This is a genomic window from Nostoc sp. (genome assembly GCF_036919555.1).
Taxonomy (GTDB): domain Bacteria; phylum Cyanobacteriota; class Cyanobacteriia; order Cyanobacteriales; family Nostocaceae; genus Nostoc.
The window spans coordinates 19,228-41,065 of sequence record NZ_JBALCS010000112.1; the positions used below are offsets into that span (position 1 = coordinate 19,228).

Annotated in this window: 16 protein-coding genes; 11 read left to right on the forward strand and 5 right to left on the reverse strand. The window is 40.8% G+C overall.

What is annotated here, in order from left to right; all coding sequences use genetic code 11:
• Positions 1-158: 158 nt before the first annotated feature.
• The gene (locus V7K36_RS30945) at positions 159-812 is read left to right on the forward strand and encodes a peptidoglycan-binding domain-containing protein (protein WP_335121545.1); all 654 of its coding nucleotides are present in this window, start codon (positions 159-161) and stop codon (positions 810-812) included.
• A gap of 130 nt (positions 813-942) precedes the next feature.
• Here V7K36_RS30945 and wecB read toward each other — a convergent pair whose 3' ends face one another.
• Together wecB and V7K36_RS30955 are read right to left on the reverse strand one after the other, a co-directional pair.
• Positions 943-2,067 carry a non-hydrolyzing UDP-N-acetylglucosamine 2-epimerase gene (gene wecB / locus V7K36_RS30950; protein ID WP_335121547.1) on the reverse strand — a complete coding sequence of 375 codons (1,125 nt, stop codon included), beginning with the start codon at positions 2,065-2,067 and terminating at the stop codon, positions 943-945.
• A gap of 253 nt (positions 2,068-2,320) precedes the next feature.
• Positions 2,321-2,692 carry a hypothetical protein gene (locus tag V7K36_RS30955; protein ID WP_334831834.1) on the reverse strand — a complete coding sequence of 124 codons (372 nt, stop codon included), beginning with the start codon at positions 2,690-2,692 and terminating at the stop codon, positions 2,321-2,323.
• A gap of 731 nt (positions 2,693-3,423) precedes the next feature.
• Between V7K36_RS30955 and V7K36_RS30960 the strand changes: the two genes are divergently transcribed.
• The 8 genes from V7K36_RS30960 to V7K36_RS30995 all read left to right on the forward strand — a co-directional run bounded on the left by V7K36_RS30960 (position 3,424) and on the right by V7K36_RS30995 (position 12,642).
• Positions 3,424-4,713 carry a type IV pilus twitching motility protein PilT gene (locus V7K36_RS30960; protein ID WP_335121549.1) on the forward strand — a complete coding sequence of 430 codons (1,290 nt, stop codon included), beginning with the start codon at positions 3,424-3,426 and terminating at the stop codon, positions 4,711-4,713.
• Between the two features lie 684 nt (positions 4,714-5,397).
• The gene (locus tag V7K36_RS30965; RefSeq protein WP_335121601.1) at positions 5,398-6,420 is read left to right on the forward strand and encodes a chlorophyll a/b binding light-harvesting protein; all 1,023 of its coding nucleotides are present in this window, start codon (positions 5,398-5,400) and stop codon (positions 6,418-6,420) included.
• A 3-nt stretch (positions 6,421-6,423) separates the two neighbouring features.
• On the forward strand, positions 6,424-7,857 hold the full coding sequence (locus tag V7K36_RS30970) for a chlorophyll a/b binding light-harvesting protein (protein WP_335121551.1): 1,434 nt from the start codon (positions 6,424-6,426) through the stop codon (positions 7,855-7,857).
• Between the two features lie 96 nt (positions 7,858-7,953).
• Positions 7,954-8,466, forward strand: coding sequence for a flavodoxin FldA (gene fldA, locus V7K36_RS30975; RefSeq protein ID WP_335121553.1), 513 nt, complete (start codon positions 7,954-7,956; stop codon positions 8,464-8,466).
• Positions 8,467-9,023: 557 nt separating this feature from the next.
• Positions 9,024-9,773 carry an alpha/beta fold hydrolase gene (locus V7K36_RS30980; protein WP_335121555.1) on the forward strand — a complete coding sequence of 250 codons (750 nt, stop codon included), beginning with the start codon at positions 9,024-9,026 and terminating at the stop codon, positions 9,771-9,773.
• A gap of 410 nt (positions 9,774-10,183) precedes the next feature.
• Positions 10,184-11,218 (forward strand): chlorophyll a/b binding light-harvesting protein, encoded by a 1,035-nt coding sequence (locus V7K36_RS30985; protein WP_335121557.1) that lies wholly within the window; start codon positions 10,184-10,186, stop codon positions 11,216-11,218.
• 83 nt (positions 11,219-11,301) lie between these two features.
• On the forward strand, positions 11,302-12,270 hold the full coding sequence (locus V7K36_RS30990; RefSeq protein ID WP_335121559.1) for a chlorophyll a/b binding light-harvesting protein: 969 nt from the start codon (positions 11,302-11,304) through the stop codon (positions 12,268-12,270).
• Positions 12,271-12,366: 96 nt separating this feature from the next.
• A complete protein-coding gene (locus V7K36_RS30995; protein ID WP_334942499.1) occupies positions 12,367-12,642 on the forward strand; it encodes a hypothetical protein in 276 nt (91 codons plus the stop codon).
• A 153-nt stretch (positions 12,643-12,795) separates the two neighbouring features.
• Here the strand turns inward: V7K36_RS30995 and V7K36_RS31000 are convergent, their stop codons facing one another.
• Complete coding sequence (locus V7K36_RS31000; protein WP_335121561.1) at positions 12,796-14,682, reverse strand: AAA-like domain-containing protein; 1,887 nt, start codon at positions 14,680-14,682, stop codon at positions 12,796-12,798.
• A 342-nt stretch (positions 14,683-15,024) separates the two neighbouring features.
• Between V7K36_RS31000 and V7K36_RS31005 the strand changes: the two genes are divergently transcribed.
• Positions 15,025-15,447, forward strand: coding sequence for a hypothetical protein (locus V7K36_RS31005; RefSeq protein ID WP_335121563.1), 423 nt, complete (start codon positions 15,025-15,027; stop codon positions 15,445-15,447).
• Between the two features lie 227 nt (positions 15,448-15,674).
• Here the strand turns inward: V7K36_RS31005 and V7K36_RS31010 are convergent, their stop codons facing one another.
• On the reverse strand, positions 15,675-16,946 hold the full coding sequence (locus V7K36_RS31010; protein ID WP_335121565.1) for a GUN4 domain-containing protein: 1,272 nt from the start codon (positions 16,944-16,946) through the stop codon (positions 15,675-15,677).
• A 48-nt stretch (positions 16,947-16,994) separates the two neighbouring features.
• On the reverse strand, positions 16,995-18,359 hold the full coding sequence (locus V7K36_RS31015; RefSeq protein WP_335121567.1) for an AAA-like domain-containing protein: 1,365 nt from the start codon (positions 18,357-18,359) through the stop codon (positions 16,995-16,997).
• 167 nt (positions 18,360-18,526) lie between these two features.
• Here V7K36_RS31015 and V7K36_RS31020 point away from each other — a divergent pair, with 167 nt between their 5' ends.
• A complete protein-coding gene (locus V7K36_RS31020; RefSeq protein ID WP_335121570.1) occupies positions 18,527-21,235 on the forward strand; it encodes an MGH1-like glycoside hydrolase domain-containing protein in 2,709 nt (902 codons plus the stop codon).
• Positions 21,236-21,838 lie beyond the last annotated feature (603 nt).

Below are 21,838 nucleotides of genomic sequence, written 5' to 3' on the forward strand. Positions count from 1 at the left end.
ATCAGGAATCTTTTGACTAATTTTATTTTTTTTAATTTCGCTACCAGTAAAAACCTGTTAAAAGGTAAAGATATAAAATATACTAATAATAAATAAATACAGAGAAGAACCAAGTAATTCTCTGGGAGTACTCATTTTTTAATTTAAGGGAGCGGATCATGGAATATCTGGCTTATTCTCACATGTTTATTGCTCAAGAAGAGGCATCTGGAAACACCAAATCTCAATGGAATTGGAAAAAACTTTTTAAATCTTCCGACATAGTTATTGCTCAACAAGAGGCATCTGGAATCACCAAATCTGAATGGAATTGGAAAAAACTGCTTAAATCTTCGGCTTGGTTAGCTTTAGCTGGCGTTGGTGTATTACTTGTTGCTGTTACCCAAATTGAAATGAGTTCGGCTGCATACGTAAAGACTAACGGCAGTTGTTTACGTATCCGTACAGGACCAAGCAGCAACTACTCTTATGTGGACTGTGTACCAAATGGCGCAACACTTCCAGCGATTGAAAGCTATGAAAACGGTTTTGCTAGGCTTTCTACGGGTAGATACATTTTTGCCCGATGGATTGGTGATAAACCTAACAATCCTCGTGTGACTCAACCCGGTGGTGTTGGCGGTTCGGTGATTCTTACCCCTGGTTCTAAAGGTCTGCTTGTGAGAGACGTTCAAACAGCTTTAGGTAATCTTAGAGTTGACGGAATTTACGGTCAAGAAACTGTTAGCCGAGTCCGAAGCTTTCAGTCAAGTAAAGGTCTACTTGTAGATGGTGTTGTCGGCCCCGAAACTCGATCAGCTCTGGGTATTTAGCCAGAAGCCACCCATTGAAAATCTGGGAGCATCTCAATCTCGTAAAAATATACGCGACTGACGCCAAAACCCTTGTAAATCCTCTTCCCTTTGTGATGGTAGTGCGTTGGGCGAATGCCCGGATTTAGGTTCACGTTTCTGATGAAAGACCTAAGTAATTTTGTACAATCTGCAAAATGCGCTCTGCTGCATGACCATCGCCAAAGGGATTGATGGCATTTGCCATTGCTTCATAAGCATCTGAATCACTGAGTAACTCCGCAGCAGCTGCAAAAATGTTCTGACTCGTAGTGCCTACAAGTTTAGCTGTACCAGCTGCAACAGCCTCTGGTCTTTCAGTGGTGTCTCTCAAAACCAGTACTGGTTTTCCTAAACTGGGGGCTTCTTCCTGCAACCCACCAGAGTCAGTGAGCAAAAGATGCGATCGCCCAATTGCTCCCACCAATTCGCCATAATCTAGAGGTTCTGTCAAGAAAATTCGGGGATGATTCCCTAAAAGTTCCTGCAACGGGACTCGCACTGTCGGATTGCGGTGCAATGGTAGCAGCAAAGCTGTATCAGGAAACTTGTCTAAAATTTGTAAAAAGCCCTGAGCGATCGCTAACAGAGGTTCTCCCCAATTCTCCCGGCGATGAACTGTTGCCAACAAAACGCGATATGATTCCCAGTCTAACCCTGGCACATTGCAGACTGCTTTGGTTACAGCTACATTCAACAGCGCATCAATTACCGTGTTACCTGTCATGTGAACTTCACCCAAAACACCAGAACGGTGCAAATTTTCCACAGCCCAAGCAGTCGGCGCAAAGTGCAACTGAGTAATTTGAGAAATCAATCGCCGATTAGCTTCTTCTGGATAAGGATTGAATATATCATCAGTTCTTAACCCTGCTTCTACATGACCGACAGGGATTCTTTGATAAAAAGCCGCCAAAGCTGCGGCAAAAGCCGTGGTAGTGTCTCCCTGCACCAGCACTAAATCAGGCTTTTTCTCCTGGAATAACGCTTCTAACCCTTGTAAACTGCGGCAGGTAATATCATTTAGAGATTGCCGAGCCTGCATGATTTCCAAGTTATAATCTGCCTTAATGTTGAACAGCTGCATAACTTGCTCAACCATCTCCCGATGCTGCCCAGTTAGAATTACTTGCAACTCAAAACCTGAACACTTCTGGAAAACCTGAATCACTGGGGCTAGTTTAATCGCTTCTGGACGAGTACCCAAGATAATGCAAACGCATTTTTGATTAGTCATTTGTCATCTGTCATCTGTCATTTGCCAATAGTCAATGGTTTATGGTTAATAGTCAATAGTTGGCGGTCAATGATCACATAAACTATAAATGACACAAAATACCAAAAAACCCAGCTTAACCGGGCAAATGCACTGTTTCTCGAATTCAACTTTAATGGCTACATCTTGATCACACAAGTTCAAATCCCAAAAAGCATGAAAAAACCCGGCTTAACCGGGCAGACGCACTGTTTGTCGTATTTACCTGTAATGACTACTTAATCTCACAAGTTAAAGGGCAAGCAGCGTAAACAGTAGTCTGCATTTGGTCTGCCTCTCCATGCAGCCAGCTTAACCATTTGATTTGATTAGGATGAACTCCTTTAAGAGTTAGCACACCCGCAGCCAATACAACGGCGATGACATTAAACATGATTAAAGCGCCTGCTACAAGCAAAACAGCACTAACAGGCATCACAGATTGCAAGACAATCGACAACAGACATCCGACCGTCGCCATTAAGACAACTAGTGGAAAACCGACAACCAACAAGCATACTGCCAATGTAAAAGTCCATATCAAAAAGCTTTTAATCATCAACAAGGAGTAGGTCTTTCCTAGATTAGAGCTTTGAGCAGAAACCACGACTTTTCCTCCCATAAATAGACAACAAATTTTAATTTCAGTCAGTTCTCGCTTTTGGCGAGTAAACTAATTCGTTTCTCAGTGAAATTCAGTATATAAAAAATAATCGGGAAAATGAGCATTTGTTTACTAAAGTTTACAGTTAATTTTTTGTAAAAATGAATTGAAAGTCAAGTTTCTATCTATTAAAAAAACTTATTTTCTGCATCCGTCTTCAGGTATATAACCTAAAAGGTATGAGCTTTTAAGCTTGATCCCCAGGATGTTGCTCCTATTCAACTTAACATTTCTTATAAAAATTAGTAGTGACTCTCATAATTAATAGATGGGCTGAATAAATGATCTGCTAGTATTTGTGCTGTTAATTGCTGGCAATTCATGTCCATGCTTGAGAGAAATTTCTCATCTAAGTCCTGAGAATATTCATGTTTAAGTAAAAGCATTATAAATTACTAAAAATCTACGTTTATTTACTGCTGCCTTTTGAGTCCCTGTGTGTGTTAAATCAAGCTATATAGGTTAAATACCTTCTCTAAATTTTCTGAGTAGTAGAATTTTAGGGAAAAAAAGATACAAATTAAGGTGGATAAAATGGATTGACCGTGGTTTTAGAGTTTCAATCGCCTCCCATCACCGCCAGGGCTTGCACGCAAGCATCTTCCAAAAGTCATCGAAGCAAGTGACTTGACTTCTCGCTAATTCAACTTTTTAACTGCCAAATTTTAAGATATATGACAGAATCACAATCTCCATTAAATTCTAACCCTGCTGCCGGACGCAACCTGCCACCAATGCCCCCACCAATGCCGCCACCACCACCACCAACCTCTAGTACGCAGCGACAGATGACACAAACATTGGATATGTCAATGGATAGGAGCGCCAACGCTCCTGTTGCAGGTCATCGTCCGGTTAGTCCACCGCCAATACCTAGTTCAGTTCGCCCTCAAAACAGCATTCCACAACTGACTTTAGCGCAGTTAATCAGGCTAGCTTACGATCAGGGATATTCTGACTTGCATTTGGGTGTAGGTGAAGTACCCCGCTTCCGCAGCCGAGGAGAAATTCAATCAACGGATTATCCAGAAACAGATAAAGAAGTTTTTATGAATTGGTTGCGGGAGGTGATGAGTGAAGGAGAAATTCAGCGCTTTGAAGAAACCTTAGAATTTGACGGAGCAACTCAGTATGACTTTGCTCGCGTGCGGATTAATGTTTTTGGCTCCCTCAAAGGGCCTGCAATGGTGTTGCGGTTGATTCCACTGAAAATCTTAACTATGGAACAGTTGAATTTACCCCCAATTTTTCGGGATATTTGTCATTACCACAAAGGTTTAATTTTGGTGACTGGGCCTACTGGTTCAGGTAAGTCCACCACAATGGCAGCGATGGTTGACTACATCAATAAAGAGATGGCCAAGCATATCATCACCATTGAAGACCCGATAGAATTTGTCCATCAAAGCCGCAAGTCTTTAGTCAAACAGAGGGAAGTGGGAATGCATACCCGGAAATTTGACAACGCTTTGAAAGCAGCTTTGCGGGAAGATCCAGATTTGATTCTAGTGGGAGAAATGCGGGATAAGGAAACAGTTAACACCGCCCTAAAAGCCGCTCAGACTGGTCACTTAGTTATGGGAACCCTGCACACCAATAGCGCTGTCAAAACAATTGAGCGGATTCTCAATCTCTTCTCTGGTGACGAACAGGATGCAATGCGGGTGGCAATTTCTGAGTCTTTAGTGTCAGTAATTGCTCAAGGTTTGTGTCGCACAACTGACGGTAAGCGGGCTGCTTTCCATGATGTGCTGATCAATACTGAGGCTATTAAAGAATGGATCAAAGATGGTAAGTATGATGAAATTGGTGAGTTGATGAAACAAGCTGGGTTTGACGGCATGATTACGATGAATCAGTCGTTGCTTAATCTCTATCAAGATGGTCGCATCACTGAAGAGACTGCTTTAGAAATGTCACCAACTCCTAACGAAATGGCGCAGTTTCTCCGAGGTCGAGTTTAAGTCTGGCTATCTGCTGTAAGTAAGTTGGCACAATAAAACCAAACTGTGTGAATAAAAGTAAACAAGGTTCAAACCCTTTTTCGCCCAGCTAAGAGCTCCCTGCCCCCTGTCTTATCCCAACGATAATTTATTTACGCCGACCTACTTATAGTGACCGGAGAAAGGCAGAAGGCAGGAGGCACAAGGAATAAAATATAGTTTTGCCCTCTGCCACAGGGTTTAAGATCCCCGCGCTCACGGTAGTTCAGTGGCTCCTTTCTCAGAAGGTGTCGAATACTATAAGTCAATATGGTTCAGTTAAAGCCAAAAACCAAAACTAATGTCGGTTGGCTTGAGGGACGAAACCCAACATTTTCGGGACTTTGTTGGGTTTCACTACGTTCAATCTAAGCGTATTGACGACCAGTCAAACAGTTTCACAATTCTATGCGATCGCTAATTTTTATTAATCTTAATTAGCTGATTAAAACTAAAATCAAGCCTCGTTCCACAATATAAGCACTTACCAACATAATTGCTGGATGAGGAGCAGAATTACTTTATAAAACTTTACTCGCATTAAATAATAAAAATTCGCAATAAGTCTGATAGGATATCTTCAGGCTTATTGAGATAGATATTCATTAAGTCAATGCTCAATTTTAGCTATTTCAAACTTTCTCAGGAGGTAGCGCCATGACAAGGATGGCTGTTCAAACACCGGAGTCGATTCCCTGGTGGGCAGGGAACGCCCGGTTAACCAACCTCTCAGGACGACTTTTGGGCGCTCATGTTGCTCATGCGGGGTTAATTGTTCTATGGGCTGGTGCAACAACCCTTTTTGAACTTGCTCATTTCAACCCAGCGCAACCAATGTATGAACAGGGGTTGATTTTATTGCCCCATTTAGCAACCCTCGGCTGGGGTGTAGGAAGTGGTGGACAGATAGTAGATACCTATCCTTACTTCGTCATTGGAGTATTGCAGCTAATTAGCTCCGCCTTCCTGGGACTTGGCGGCATCTTTCATGCCCTACGTGGTCCCGCGATCTTAGAAGAGAGATTTTCCTTCTTTGGCTATCGCTGGGAAGATGCTAATAAAATGACCACTATTCTGGGTATTCACCTAGTATTGCTGGGTTTGGGAGCAGGCTTACTGGTTGCCAAAGCCATGTTCTTTGGCGGCTTGTACGATTCTACGGTGGGTGAGGTGCGCGTAGTTTCTAGCCCTACTTTGAACTCCGTCGTCATTTTTGGCTACTTATTTGGTGGTGGTGGCAAGCATTGGATTGCTGGAGTTAATAACCTGGAAGACTTGGTTGGTGGTCACATTTGGGTCAGCATTCTCTGTATTGCTGGCGGTATCTGGCACATTACTACTCAACCTTTCGGTTGGACAAAGCAGCTTTTTATCTGGTCAGGAGAAGCATACCTTTCTTACAGCTTGGGTGCTTTAGCTCTAATGGGTTTGATTGCTGCCTATTTTGTCTCCGTCAACACACTAGCTTACCCACCGGAATTTTATGGGCCAGCCCTGAGTATTGGGTTTGACCGTTTTCCCTACTTCCAAAGTGGAGATTTACTGTCCTCTCGCGTTTGGCTGGCGAATGCTCATTTCTGGCTAGGTTTCTTCTTTCTTCAAGGACATCTCTGGCACGCTTTACGCGCTGCTGGATTTGACTTTCGCGCTTGGAGAGTTATCCGTTCAACTCGTGGGGAGGCAATCTAAGCAATGGCAACTGCAACGATAACGACGCAGGAATCTGGTTGGTGGGCTGGTAATGCCCGGTTCATTAACCTGTCAGGTAAGCTTTTGGGCGCTCATGTTGCCCATGCTGGGTTGATTGTCCTTTGGGCAGGAGGAATGACCCTATTTGAAATCACCAAATACGACCTCTCCCGACCGATATATGAGCAGGGGTTAATTTTGCTGCCCCATCTAGCAACCTTAGGATTTGGTGTTGGCGATGGTGGCCAAATTGTTGATACCTATCCTTACGTTGTAATTGGTGTTTTACATCTGATTAGTTCCGCAGTACTGGGGGCTGGTGGCATTTACCATGCCGTTCTAGGCCCAGCAGTGTTGGATGATAACCCGTCTTTCCCTGGCTTGTTTGGCTACGACTGGAAAGATGAAGACAAGATGACCACTATCATCGGCATTCATCTGCTGTTGTTGGGGTTCGGGGCGTGGTTATTGGTGGCAAAGGCGCTGTTTTGGGGTGGTCTTTATGATCCGACAGTAGCATCTGTACGAGTGATTACTGAACCGACTATTAACCCTGGTCGCATCTTTGGCTATCTCTTCGGTGCTTTTGGCAAACAGGGAATGGCAGCAGTTAATAACCTAGAAGATGTCATCGGTGGACATATCTGGGTAGGAATACTCTGCATTGTAGGAGGATTTTGGCACATTCTCACCAAGCCTTTTGCTTGGGCGAAAAAGGTACTATTTTGGTCTGGTGAGGCTTACCTATCCTATAGCCTGGGCGCTCTGGCTTACATGGGTTTGTTGGCAGCATATTTTGTCACGGTAAATGATACCGTTTATCCCACAGCTTTCTATGGCCCGTTAGGACTGAGTACTACTGCATCGGGAGTGATTACGGTTCGTACTTGGCTAGCAACCAGTCACTTTGCTTTGGCAGTTGTATTTTTAGCTGGTCATATCTGGCACGCCTTGAGGGTGCGTGTCATAGCGGCTGGACTTGATTTTGAGCAGGGAGTTATCAATCCTGCGGGGAGTCCTGAAATCGGGAATTTCGACACCCCGGTGAATTCTTCTGATATTACCCTAAAGTTATTGGCAAATCTTCCTATTTACCGTCAAGGATTGTCTCCCTTTTCACGGGGGCTGGAAATTGGCATGGCGCACGGCTATTTCTTGATTGGCCCGTTCGTAAAACTAGGCCCACTGCGGGATACAGAGTTGGCGAATCAAGCAGGGGTACTTGCGACAATTGGTCTGCTATTGATTTTGTCTATTTGCTTGTGGTTGTATGGTAGTGTGTCATTTCAAAAACGCAAACCTGCTCAAGGGGAACTACCAGAAAACATGAAAACGGCTAAGTCTTGGAGCGAGTTTAATGCTGGCTGGACAGTGGGTAGCTGCGGAGGAGCTTTGTTTGCCTTCCTGCTGTTAACCAATAGCAGTTTGTTTTTCTAAGTTGCATCAACTTGTTTGAGGTTTACGTACAGGACGAATGGCTATTGTTGCATAAGTCCTTTTGAACACACAACCATCTACTTATCAGGTGACAATATGTCGAAAAAAATTGGTCTGTTCTACGGTACTCAAACCGGTAACACTGAATCTGATGCTGAAAAAATTCGGGATGAGTTTGGTGGTGATGTTGTAACATTACATCCCATTTACGAAGCGGATACTAGCACTTTTGATGAGTATGAATTGCTGATTATTGGCTCTCCCACTTGGGATATTGGTCAACTTCAGAGCGATTGGGAAAGTTTTTTCCCTGATCTCAGTGAAATAGATTTTAAAGGTAAGCTGGTTGCCTATTTTGGTGATGGAGACCAATATGGCTATGCTGATAATTTCCAGGATGCAATTGGAATTATCGAAGAAAAAATTTCCCAGCGGGGCGGTAAAACTGTTGGTTACTGGCCAACTGAAGGGTATGACTTTGAGAATTCTAGAGCTTTGAGAAATGGCAAGTTTGTCGGATTGGCACTTGATGAAGGTAGTCAATCTGAGTTAACAGACGAGCGAATTAAAACTTGGGTTACTCAGTTGAAGACAGAATTTGGTTTGTAGAAAGTCTTGGCGAAGGTCATGAGACTGTTGGTCAATTCACTCTCTTGTTAAACCCCTCATCCCTAAAACCTCGCTGAGAGCGTTGCTTTCCCGCCCTGCAATAAATTGCGGGCTAATAGCTAAAGTGCGTTTTAACGCACTGAAATTAAGATTGATTTGGGCTGATGGGTTAGACCCCCGATCAATTCGCCAACAGTCTCATGGAATTCGCCTCTACACAAACTCTCGTCCGCCTCCGCGGACTAAGGAAAAATTGAGCAAACCCACGGAGGTGGGTAAAGCCTCGTTTAGTTGCGAATAGAATGATACTGTTGGTCAATTCACTCTCTTGTTAAACCCCCCCATCCCTAAAACCTCATTTTTGTGTTGCTTTCCCGCCCTGCAATAAATTGCGGGCTAATAGCTAAAGTGCGTTGAAACGCACTGAAATTAAAGAAATTTCAGATGAATTAGGGCTGATGGGTTAGACCCCCTATTAATTCGCCAACAGCATCATAGAATTCGCCCTTTTAACGTTAAGTTGACTGAAATTGATAATTTAGAAGTTATGGGTATTTATGTCTGATTCATTTGATGTTTTGTGGTTAAGTGCCAGTCCTGTTTTGCAGCGTTTTGATAAACCATTACTTGATTACTTATCTGGGTATATAAACGTCGCCCAGTGGGAATACCAGCAAACCAAAGATGAAGCTAGTTCGATAGATCAAGCTGTGGAGTTGCTGCATGAGTTTTTAGAATGGCGCGATCGCCCCGTGCATCTAGCGGGACATGGTATGGGTGGTGCGATCGCCTTAACCTTTGCTCGTCGATTTCCCGAAAAAGTGCGATCGCTCACCCTCCTGGCTGTAGCAGCTCAACCTGCAAACAATTGGCACGCTCACTATTACTTTCAACGACAGCTTTTTAGCATCAGCCGTGAACTAGTTTTGGCAAGCAACGTTCGCAGTCTATTTGGAAATCAACCACCTCATATCACTAAGAAGTTAGTAGCTGCCTTAGATAAAGATTTAGAACAATCTCCTTCGCAACACTCTTTATTTAAGTTGGTTTATTTACCCAAGGGTGGAGTTTCTATGCCAATGATGGTATGTGGTAGCAAGAGTGATCCGGTAGTCAGCCCACCTGCATTGCATGACTGGTTGAATTGGTTTAAGCCAGAAGATAAACTCTGGGAATGCCCACAAGGGTATCATTTTTTTCACTACTTCTATCCTCAACAGGTTGGCGAACAGATTTTGAGTTTTTGGCAACACCATCATCCGCATTTACTGGAAGCATCTGCACTATCTTTTAGCACTTCCAAATAATATTCATAAAGGGATAACGCAGAATAACCCACGCTTAAAAACTAATATTTGCTTGCAGCCAAGAGTAGTTTGAGCGGTGATAGTTACTATTATCGCTCCGCTTGCGTTGCCTATTTTTCTTCCAGTTTTGATAATTACATTTTGTAAAGAGACAGCCTAAATAAGAATTACTTTCAATAGACTAAATTTGTAATCTCAATAATTGCTAATTAGCTATCAATAAGCAGAGGATGTGGCAAGAAGTCATATCTGACGACGATCGGTGATGTCTACGGTGAATTGGAAGAATCTTTCCTCTCTCAGGTAAAAGCTTCGCGTCTACTGTAGTAGCACTCACCCGACATTTCACTGCTGAAATCAGAACCAATTCAATTAAGTATTATTATCAACAACTACTAATTTGCTTAACAATGCAGACATACGGCAATCCCAACGTCAAATTTGATTGGTGGAATGGTAACGCCCGCTTCGCCAATCTCTCTGGCTTATTTATCGGCGCTCATGTGGCACAAGCAGCGCTGACGACGCTCTGGGCTGGGGCGTTTACATGGTTTGAAATCTCTCGCTTCAATCCCCAAGTGCCTATGGGCGAACAGGGGCTGATTTTGCTTCCCCACTTAGCCACCTTGGGTTTTGGTGTGGGCGCAGGTGGTCAGGTAGTCGATACTTACCCTTATTTCGTTATCGGCGCTTTACACTTAATTTCTTCTGCTGTGCTTGGTGCAGGGGCACTTTTCCACACCTTCAAAGGTCCAAAAAACTTAAAAGACGCCACTGGTCGCGCTCGGAAATTTCACTTTACATGGGACGACCCGAAAAAACTTGGGTTTATCTTAGGACATCACCTGATTTTCTTGGGATTAGGTGCTTTACTCCTGGTAGGAAGAGCCATGTTCTGGGGAGGACTGTACGACTCGACAATTCAAGATGTTCGAGTTATCACCGACCCCACCCTCAACCCCTTGGTCATTTATGGCTATCAAACTCACTTTGCCAGTGTTAACAACTTAGAAGATTTAGTCGGTGGTCATATCTATGTAGGCTTGTTACTCATTGGCGGCGGTATTTGGCACATCCTCATAGAGCCTTTACCTTGGGCGAAAAAGCTTTTAATCTTCTCTGGTGAAGCCATCCTTTCCTACTCTTTAGGCGGTATTGCCTTAGCTGGATTTGTTGCAGCTTACTTTTGTGCGGTAAATACTTTAGCTTATCCCGTGGAATTTTATGGCCCTATCTTGGAAGTAAAACTCGGAGTTAGCCCTTATTTTGCCGACAGCATTAAGTTAGCTAATGGTGGTTACACTTCCAGAGCATGGTTAGCAAATGCCCATTTCTTCTTAGCTTTCTTCTTCTTGCAAGGTCATCTGTGGCACGCCCTACGAGCAATTGGCGTTGACTTTAGACAAATTGAAAGGGCAATAAATGCCATAGGTAGCGAATCGTAAAACAATTTTAGATTTTGGATTTTAGATTGTCTAATCTAAAATCCAAAATTCAAAATTCAAAATGCTCATAAAGGTATTTAACTATGACAATCTCAACTGATAGAACCTTAGCAGCAGACACAAATTTATCGTGGTTAGTGGGTAATGCCCGTTTAATTGATTTATCTGGTCAATTATTAGGCGCTCACATTGCTCATGCAGGCTTAATTATGTTTTGGGTAGGAGCAATAACAATATCTGAAGTGACACGCTTTGTTCCTAGCGTACCAATGTATGAACAGGGATTGACTTTGTTACCACACTTAGCAACTTTGGGCTGGGGTGTAGGTGCTGGAGGTGAAGTAGTAGATACCTATCCCTATTTTGTAATTGGCATTTTGCATTTAGTTGCATCTGCTGTGTTGGGTGCAGGTGGACTTTTTCATGTTTTTCGTGGTCCGGCAATTTTATATAATGCCGGTGGACAAGCGGCAAAATTTCACTATGAATGGAATGACCCCAAGCAATTAGGTTTGATTTTAGGTCATCACCTAATTATTCTAGGTTTGGGAGCCTTTTTGTTAGTGCTAAAGGCAATGATTTTTGGCGGAATTTATGATACTAATGTGGGAAATGTCCGACTAATTAGCAATCCTAATTTAAACCCAGTGACAATTTTTGGCTATTTAGTTGGTCTGAAAGATGGTATCTGGAATCCTTTAGGGATGGCAAGTGTTGATAACTTAGAAGATGTCATTGGCGGACATATTTGGATTGGCTTCATTTTAATTGCTGGTGGCGCATGGCATATTCTTGTGCAGCCTTTTAGTTGGGTAAGACGAATTTTTCCAATCGAAAATGGTGAAGAGATTCTTTCTTACAGCTTGCTGGGTTTAGCTTTGATGGCTTGGATTTCTGCTGTGTTCGTAGGATATAACACAACAGTTTTTCCAATAGAGTTTTACGGTTATGAACGTCTGGGATTGGCAGATATTCAGTTCTTCCTTGGTGTAGTGGCCTTCTTAGGTTATGTTTGGCACTATTGGCGATCATCGCGTCAAGCTAATAATTAATTAAGTTTCGCTCAACCTAGCTAAATAAAGTCCTATGCCTGCGGTTAACAGCAGTGGACTGCGGGCATTTTTTTGGAATTTTTATGAGGATAGCTAATGTTAACTATGATTTTGTGCGCCTTTTGCACTTGGACAATAATGATTCTATTTATTGGTAGTGTGTGGCTAACCTTGAGAAAAGGGATAATTCATTTAAAAACGCTGCATCAAATTCCCTGCTCTGGTTGCGAATATTTCACCAACGACTACCGCCTAAAATGTACTGTACACCCAAAAAAAGCTTGTTCTGAGGAAGCGATCGCTTGTATTGATTTTGAGCCTAAAACTTCCGCCTGTAATGCTTGCAACAAAGGCCGGCGAAAGCTTTGTTAAATTTATTTGATTAATTTTTGAGTAAAATATCAGAGTGCGATCGCACTTATGATGGGGTGTAATGGGGTGCGATCGCCTTTGGCGTTGGCGCAGCCATCGCTAATCATTTTCCCGCTAATTATTGATGCGTTGATCCTCTCAAGCTGGGTGTAATTATTCGGATAGACGTTCTCGGAAATAAAAGCGATATAAATTACAAAGGCATTGAACTTCACTTCCTTTAAATTCAATTAAGCCTAGACTGCGTAATTTAAAAGTTTGTACAGAGTCTAACTTAACAGGAATCTGACTGGTGATAACTTTTTGGAACGCTGCTTTTAACAATTTATCTTCTTCCAACAGTGAAAGATAAGGATGTAAAAAGCCTCTAAATAATCCCTCGTCAGTGGGAGCAACTTTCAGGAATCCTTCTAAAGTTAAATTACCTGTGGCAATTTGATAAAGGGCAGTCCTTAATAAATAAGGATGACCATCAATCATTCCCGTTAATTGTCCGATTTGTGTATCTGACCAATTTAATTTATGTCGTTGGACTAATTCTTTTATCTGTGTGGCGTTGAATTCTCCTATTTCCACAGATAAACCTACATTAAAGGGAGATTGATTGACATTTAGGGAAACATATACTTCTTGAGAATGAGCAATTACTAAACGCAATTTCTGCCAAATTACTTCGTTTTTACCGTTTTCATGCCAAGCTCGGAGTAGAGCAAAAAATTCTTGAGCAATTTCGGGATAAGAAAAAATTTTATCAATATCATCTAAGCCTAATACTAGAGGAGCATCAATATTTTTTAATAAGTATTCTTTTAAATAATTAGTGCAGTTTACTTGATTGCTTAATCGCTTTTTCCAATATTTATCTATTTGTTCTTCTAACCCTAATTCTTCACTCAGAATTGCACAAAATCCCTGTAAAAAACTACTGAGGTCGGTAAGACTTTCTTGACTCCATAAATTCAGAGAAACTGTGCGATACCCTTTTTGTTTACTATGGTCAAGAATCCGACTCATTAAGGAAGTTTTGCCCATCTTTTGCGGGGCTTTGATGCGGATTAACGCTCCTGGTTGGAGGATGAATTCATAACATTTAATTTTCACCTCTGGACGCTCGATATAAAAGGGGGAGTTAAAAGGAACTTGACCATCAGGATTTTCAAAAATCACTGAGGAGTTATTTTCTTTTGCTTTTGGTGTTGATTGTTCAACATTGCCTAGATTAATTGGTAATTGTTGCTTAATAAACTGACTAACTCCCTTGTAGACTAAATTATTTATTGATGTTGGCTTGGTTATAGAAAGATGGTCATCATCTGTAGCTGTAGGTTGGACATCTTTGATGGCTGGGTTAGAACTATCTGGGTCTACAACTAAAAAGCCTTTAGTGGGTCTTGTTTCAAAATAAACTTTTGTAGCAATTTGCAAAGAATCAACATTTTGCCGATACCACTCATTCAGTTGACGCAGTTGTGGAATATGTGATTTCAGTTCATCAACACTGACAGAAGTTCGTGCCAAAATGCCTATTTTATCGACTAAGTTAGCGAGATGAGAACCAGTGTGAGGAGTGGAGAGAAATACAATACCTTTTGTCTGTTCAATAACTGCTGTTTTTTTAAATGTCTGAGCATTACGCAGCATATCTTTGATTAATAATCCACCCATGCTATGAGTGATAAAAATTATTGGGTATTTGCCAATATCATTAACTTGTAAATATTCCAGCAAATTACTAGCACGGTCAAAAAGTGGCATTGTTGAACCTCTCCATTCAAAGGGTTCAGCCTTGTAGCCAAAAGACCAAATACCTAAATCTGGTCTTTCTTGTCCCAGCCACGTTAACCAGAAATTATCGTCGTCGCGTAGTTCTTGCGGATGCCAAGTTCCGCGTGCGTGACCACCTAAGCCGTGAACAAAAATCACATCCCCGCACCGCTTAGGGTTGTCACATCCCGATATTTTGATTAAACCAGTCATCTCTGCGGGTTGAGGTTTTGGGGTTTTACGAAAAAAAATGTTAAAAAAATTTTTAAAGAGCATAGATATTATGGGGAGAATTAGAGGATGACAAATTCTTCTTATGCCACGGCCACAGCGCGACTTAAAACTAGGATACAGCTATCACGTCACTACTCGGACTACGGTGTACACACAAGTCGTATCACCCCCCTTAATCCCCCCTTATAAAGGGGGGAAATGAGATTTCCGGTTCCCTCCCCTTCACAAGGGGAGGGTTAGGGTGGGGTAAAACCTGTCTTATTCAGCTATTTTCAGACTTATGTGTACACCGTAGCTTAAAAAGGGGGAAACTTCTAAAGCCCCCTTTTTAAGGGGATTGGTCGATGTGAGTGCGTAAGTCATAAAAGTGACCATCAACGGGCATTGAATACGCTGCGGTATATTCACGCGAATCCGAAAGCAGCAGGAATGCAAGAAGGCTTTTTCTATGATTTTAGTAATTATGGAGTCTATGACCGACTGGGGGATGATGGTTTAACAACTTGGCATCCCGCTTTTTTAGCACTGGGTAAAACTTTGAATGAATGTGCTGCTAAATATCGTGGTTTTTGTAAAAAGTACAAACCAAAAGCGAAAACAGAAAAACACTATTCTTGGGGTAATCAATTTTTACCGAAAGTAATTAAGGGCAAAGATAAAAAAGCATCACCTGGACAGATGCGATTACCTTGGGATACTTGGGATGCAAATAATCTAGAAATTGTTGATGTGGCTGAGAAATTTATTTTTGCTAATTGTTACAATTCGCAAGTTGCAGGGATGATTTTTCGAGATCACAGTCAATGATTTGAGATGAAGATAGGAGTAGTGTCTCTATTTATCGATAAAAATGTCTTTTTTTGGGAATTTTTGGGAACTTTTGGGAATTTTAACGATACTAAAACTAGCTCTTTTCAAGTTCCTTTGTGTTATTTGTTTTTTTCTTTGCCAGGTGCCAGGTATCGAATCTCCGAAAGCCTTATTATTGTGTGTGAAATTTCCTAATAATAAATCTTTACAATTCTTTGAAAGCCTTATCTGTTACAATTCACAAGTCTCTGCAAGAGAGAAATATATTCAATAGCCTTAACAGCCCCCATCAACACTCCTTCTGGGAGTTCTCCCTTTCTAGATATTCTAGATATCTTCTCCCTCCTTCTAGATGTTCTATATCCATCCTCCCCCAGGTTCATGGGTAATTCCTTATATCTTGTCCACTCCCCATCCTTTCCTTTCACCAGGTTCATGGGTAATTCCTCAAATCTTGTCCACTCCCCATCCTCTCCTTTCCATCCCACTCTTTTCGTAAAATCATTATACTTTTCCTCGTTCCAATTTTTAAACATTCCCTTCTCCCAATCAAAATCGAGAGAATTGCCACTAGCCAAATATATTTTTTTCTGGACACTGTAGCCAAAATGCCCATTGGAGTTATTTACCCAAAGTACATCTAGTTTTTTCAAATTATCACACTTAAAGTTTCTGATATCAGTTAAATCTAAATAACTGTGTATTCTTCCTGCTGAATAGAGAAGAAACTGCCAAGTTTTGAAATCTGCTTGCCTCCATCTTTGCTGCTGCATCAAATAATCTAATTCATTCAAGAAATGTTTCTTTAAAGATTGATCATAAACTGGATTTGAGCCGTCTAATCTTTTAAGTTGACGATAAAGCAAAGCCACAATATCAGCATTGCCATTGTAGAGAATATTTAGGTCTAAAGTAAATAAATCAAGATTTGACTTTAACTTAGGAGATTCTAGACTACTGATATATTTAAATGCTTTCTTGTAATCTGCTAAAGCATTAGCATTATTTGAATCTTCTTCTAATTTACCTTTAACATAGTTAATATAAACTAAAGTAGCTAAATTGTTTGGATTATTCTCAATTTTGTTTTCTATTTCTGATAATTCTGGCAGGATTTTCTTAAAATCTATTTCAGCATTTTTTAAATCATTTGTTTTATTTCCCTCATTTTTTTGAGCGACTAGATATTGATACCCTAAAACCAGAGAACTATCTAATAAAGCCTCTTTTAGCTTGGGATTATTAATTTTATCCTGCAAAACCAAACCTGCAATATTCAAAAACTGATTCGCTTCATTTGTTTGCCCTTTTTGTTGAAGTTGAGAAGCTACTGCTGATAATTCTCTAATTTTAGCAATTGATTGATTGAGTTCATTTGTTTTTCTGTTAGCGGTTTCAAACCCTATAAATGCAGCTATTCCTAACAAAGCTGTAATCACTAAAGTAATAAATAAAACCACTAGTCCAAAACGCATTCTTTTTCTAGCAGTTACCAATTGCCTTTCTGCTTTCTGTTTAGCTTTACCTTCAATTTGTCTAGCCCTTTATGCTGCTTCTTTTTCTTTCCTTTCCCTTTCTAATTCTGCTTGGATTTCTGTTTCTGCTAGTTCCTCTTCTCGCTCTCGTTTCCGACTAGCTGCTAAAAATTCTAAATCTTGAAAACCCAAACTTTTATGCCTTGCCCAATTTGACGCTTCTACTAAAGCTTTCCCCCGCAATAACCGAGACTCATCCTCTTTTTCTGATAATATCCACTGACGATAATTCTCAGCATAAGGACGCAAACTGGCTAAAGTTTTCTCGATCCATAAGCTGTCAAAAATTGTTTGATAAATCAGGTTATAAACCTTTAATTTACTCTCTTTTTTAACAACGATTCCCGCTAACTGTAAATCACTCTGTTCAATACTACTATCAATATCAATTCCGCCTGAGTGCCATACTTGTTGATATAAATCTAATAAGTATGCTGCTTTCTGCTCATCTCTTTTTAAAATTCTATCCCGAATAGTTCTAAAATGTTCCGGTTCATCTTGAGATTCCCAATTCTGAATCACTCTATTTTTGACTAAACTTTCTACAAAAGCAGCTTCTTCACTTGGGGGAATTACAGTTTCAGATTGACGGACAAATTCACAGACTTTCTGAGTCAAAAATGGCTGTCCTCCCGTCCAGTGTAAAATCTCTTTTAGTACGGCTTCCGGGTTGCTAGTTTGTCCACAAAATCCCTTAATTAAAGGTAAAGCTTCTGCAAATTCAAATCCGGTTAATTCAATTCCTTTTCCAATATTAAAAGGAGTACGCTTTTTATCTTGAATTAACTCAGAAGGGGTAGCTACTCCCAAAAGCACAAAAGTAATGCGTTGATATTCAGGATTATCAACTCTTTGATTAAAGAAAGCTCGAATTAAAGCAAAAAAATCATCAACCGGAAAATTTAAACTGAGAACACTATCAACTTCATCAATAAAAATAACAATCTGTGTGGAGATTAATTTTAGTAATTTATCAATAAATTTCCCAAAAATCTGCACATCAGAAAAGCGGGAATTTTCTTCCCATAACTGATCTATATCAAACTGCTCACCTAACTTTAAACTTTCAGAACCAGAAATAGTATCAATAATCCCAGAATACCATTGTTCAGACTTTAGCCCTGATGTCCCAATTGCGGTTAAATCAATAGATACACAAGCAATTCCTTCACCCTGTAACCTTTGCATTGTGCGGACACGCAAACTGGATTTACCCATTTGTCGAGAGTTGAGGACAAAACAAAACTCTCCAGCTTTCACAGCCTGATACAAATCTGCATCAGCTTTGCGTGTGACGTAGGTAGGTGCATTAGCAGGAAGACTACCACCAAATTGATATTGATAATCTTGGGGAACAGGCAAATTCATCGTCATACGCTACATTGCTAATACCCAGGTGATATGTCAATTAATACACAATATAGCGTTTCTCGGTTGAGTGAGGTAAAAGAACCCCACCCCCAACCCCCTCCCCGCAAGCGAGGAGGGGGCTATGATGTACTTCATGTGATTAGGAAACGCTATATATACAGGATGATATTATGACAAATCTAACCCAAGAAGAGATCAGATTAGCAGAAGCCTTGAGTCACAAAGCTCATTGGCGTAGATGGGGGACGTATTTGAGCGATCGCGAATGGGGAACGGTGCGCGAAGACTACAGCCCCAACGGTACAGCCTGGGACTACTTCACCCATGATCAGGCTCGTTCTCGCGCCTACCGTTGGGGTGAAGATGGTATTGCTGGCATTTGTGATAACCATCAACGGCTTTGTTTGGCGATCGCACTTTGGAATGGCGAAGATTCTATTCTCAAAGAAAGAATTTTTGGTTTAACTGGTAGCGAAGGGAATCATGGAGAAGATGTTAAAGAATATTACTTTTATCTAGACAATACCCCTACCCATTCCTACATGAAAGCGCTTTACAAATATCCCCATAAAGCCTTTCCGTACTCCCAATTAGTCGCAGAAAATCAACGTAGAAATCGTCACGAACCAGAATTTGAATTAGTAGATACAGGTATATTTGATGAAAATCGCTACTTTGATGTATTCGTTGAATATGCCAAGAATTCTGCTGAAGATATTCTCATCCAAATTAAAGTAGTCAACCGAGGACCAGAAGCAAAGACACTACATCTGTTACCTACTCTCTGGTTTCGTAATACTTGGTCTTGGAATGGGCATACCAGCAAACCTACTTTAAAAGAGGTGGAATCGGGTAATGGCCTTCATGTGGTTGAGGTGTTTCACTCAACTTTAGGTAAAAGGTGGCTGTATTGTCAGCAAGCAAACGAAATTCTATTTACAGAAAACGAGACAAATTATCAGCGCTTATTTGGCTCTCCGAATTCATCTGCCTATGTCAAAGATGGCATTAATGACTACATAGTTCATGGTAAAAAAGAGGCAGTAAATCCAAATAAAGTTGGTACTAAAGCATCTGCTGATTATTTATTAACAGTTGGTGCAGGTGAAACTCAAATTGTTAAATTGCGATTGAGTGATGTACCTGATTTAGGTGAGGTATTTGGACAAAAATTCGATACAATCTTTTGGGAACGACAACATGAAGCAGATAATTTTTATCAGCGCGTCACGCCATTTTCCCTCAGTGAAGATATGCGAAATGTGCAGCGACAAGCGTTTGCTGGAATGCTGTGGAGCAAGCAATATTATCACTATGTTTTAGAGGATTGGCTGAAAGGCGATCGCAATACACCACCGCCACCTCCAGAACGCCAACAAGGTAGAAATCGGGAATGGTTCCATCTCTACAATAAAGATATTCTTTCTATGCCTGATAAATGGGAATATCCTTGGTTTGCGGCTTGGGATTTGGCATTTCATACTATTCCTTTGGCAATGATTGACCCCGATTTTGCTAAGTATCAGTTGGATGTTTTAACACGGGAATGGTATATGCATCCTAATGGGCAAATTCCTGCCTATGAATGGGCCTTTGGTGATGTTAATCCCCCTGTTCATGCTTGGGCAACTTGGCGTATTTACAAGATTGAACAGAAGATATATGGACGAGCAGATAGACAGTTTTTAGAACGGGTGTTTCAAAAGCTGATGCTCAATTTTACCTGGTGGGTGAATCGCAAAGATGCTAAGGGTAACAACGTCTTTCAAGGGGGATTTCTCGGTTTAGATAATATTGGTGTATTCGACCGCAGTGCGGCTTTACCTACAGGCGGACACATCGACCAATCTGATGGTACTAGTTGGATGGGGATGTATTGTTTAAATATGTTAGCGATCGCTCTAGAATTGGCAAAGACTAATCCTGTTTACGAAGACATTGCTAGCAAGTTCTTTGAGCATTTCCTTTACATTGCCGATGCCATGAATAAAATTGGCGGAATAGAAGCCAGTTTGTGGAATGATTCAGATGGATTTTACTACGATGTACTGCATTTACCTGAACGACAAACTACCTTAAAAGTCAGGTCAATAGTAGGATTAATTCCTTTGTTTGCCATTGAAACTATTGAACCAGATACTTTAAAAATGCTTCCCGGTTTTAAAAAGCGATTGGAATGGTTCATCCAAAACCGTCCTGACTTGCGCCAAAATGTGGCTTGTATGGAAACAAAAGGAGTGGGTGCGAGGAGGTTATTGGCGATCGTTTCCAGAGATAAGCTCAAAAGTATTCTGCAAAAAATGCTGGATGAAAGTGAGTTTTTTGGTCCTTATGGCATTCGGGCGCTTTCTAGATTTCATGCTGAAAATCCTTATATTTTTGATGTCAATGGTTCGCAATTTCGGGTGGATTATGAACCGGCTGAATCTAGTAGTGGTTTATTTGGTGGTAATTCTAATTGGCGCGGCCCCGTCTGGTTTCCAGTGAATTTCATCCTAATAGAATCTCTACAAAAGTTTCATTATTATCTAGGAGACGATTTCAAAGTGGAATGTCCTACAGGTTCTGGTCAAATGATGACACTTTGGGAAGTTGCATCAGAATTATCTCAAAGGTTAACCAGAATTTTCTTGCAAAATTCTTCTGGTCAACGTCCTGTTTATGGTGGAATCCAAAAGTTTCAAAATGATCCACACTGGCGAGATTTGATTTTATTCTATGAGTATTTTCATGGTGATAATGGAAGCGGAATTGGAGCTAGTCATCAAACTGGCTGGACAGGTTTAGTTGCGAAATTAATCCAGCAATTTGGTGAATATGAAGCACAGCATCAAGAACCAGAAATAGACAAGGAGAAAGAAGCGATCGCTCTAATATAAGGACATCAAAATCTGATCCTCCCTAGCTCTCCTTAAAAAGGTTTGTCGTTACAAATGATGCTAGGTGTAGACGTAGGGCAGGGCTATTTCGTTCTAGACATAAACGCACCCAGAACTAAAGTTCACAGGCTTTTAGCTAAAGTCCCTTAAAACGGACTATAACCCAATACAGTTCAGTTAAGGCTAAAAACTAAAATTGGCGTAGGTTAGGTTGACATAAGGAAACCCAACATTACTAGGATGTTCGTTGGGTTTCGCTATTGCTCAACCCAACCTACTATTCTCTTAACCCAAGCGTATTGGACTATAACCTTTTCTCAGTCGTCTTTAGACGACTTTCGCTATTAGACTCAGAATTCATTCTGAGGCGAGCTAGATGAAAATGAAATAGCCCTGGACGTAGAGGTATTAAACCCTTTAATTTACGATAAATTGATAACTACTATTACTTTATAAAATATACTATCTCTATTAAAGAGCAAGATTTACTTTCAACCCTTGCGTTCAAACAAGAGTACAAAGGTAAAGCAGACAGGAGTATAAATTTTAAGGTAATTCTCAGCGTAAACTAATTTAATTATTAGTAAATCAATTTATATTATT

What these genes read in the sequence shown, in the direction of transcription:
- V7K36_RS30995 (WP_334942499.1), top strand. Translation starts at nt 12,367, where the DNA reads ATGTTAACTATGATTTTGTGCGCCTTTTGCACTTGGACAATAATGATT.
- V7K36_RS31020 (WP_335121570.1), top strand. Translation starts at nt 18,527, where the DNA reads ATGACAAATCTAACCCAAGAAGAGATCAGATTAGCAGAAGCCTTGAGT.
- V7K36_RS31015 (WP_335121567.1), bottom strand. Translation starts at nt 18,359, where the DNA reads ATGACGATGAATTTGCCTGTTCCCCAAGATTATCAATATCAATTTGGT.
- V7K36_RS30980 (WP_335121555.1), top strand. Translation starts at nt 9,024, where the DNA reads ATGTCTGATTCATTTGATGTTTTGTGGTTAAGTGCCAGTCCTGTTTTG.
- V7K36_RS30985 (WP_335121557.1), top strand. Translation starts at nt 10,184, where the DNA reads ATGCAGACATACGGCAATCCCAACGTCAAATTTGATTGGTGGAATGGT.
- V7K36_RS30945 (WP_335121545.1), top strand. Translation starts at nt 159, where the DNA reads ATGGAATATCTGGCTTATTCTCACATGTTTATTGCTCAAGAAGAGGCA.
- V7K36_RS30960 (WP_335121549.1), top strand. Translation starts at nt 3,424, where the DNA reads ATGACAGAATCACAATCTCCATTAAATTCTAACCCTGCTGCCGGACGC.
- fldA (WP_335121553.1), top strand. Translation starts at nt 7,954, where the DNA reads ATGTCGAAAAAAATTGGTCTGTTCTACGGTACTCAAACCGGTAACACT.
- V7K36_RS30990 (WP_335121559.1), top strand. Translation starts at nt 11,302, where the DNA reads ATGACAATCTCAACTGATAGAACCTTAGCAGCAGACACAAATTTATCG.
- V7K36_RS30970 (WP_335121551.1), top strand. Translation starts at nt 6,424, where the DNA reads ATGGCAACTGCAACGATAACGACGCAGGAATCTGGTTGGTGGGCTGGT.
- V7K36_RS30965 (WP_335121601.1), top strand. Translation starts at nt 5,398, where the DNA reads ATGGCTGTTCAAACACCGGAGTCGATTCCCTGGTGGGCAGGGAACGCC.
- V7K36_RS31000 (WP_335121561.1), bottom strand. Translation starts at nt 14,682, where the DNA reads ATGCTCTTTAAAAATTTTTTTAACATTTTTTTTCGTAAAACCCCAAAA.
- wecB (WP_335121547.1), bottom strand. Translation starts at nt 2,067, where the DNA reads ATGACTAATCAAAAATGCGTTTGCATTATCTTGGGTACTCGTCCAGAA.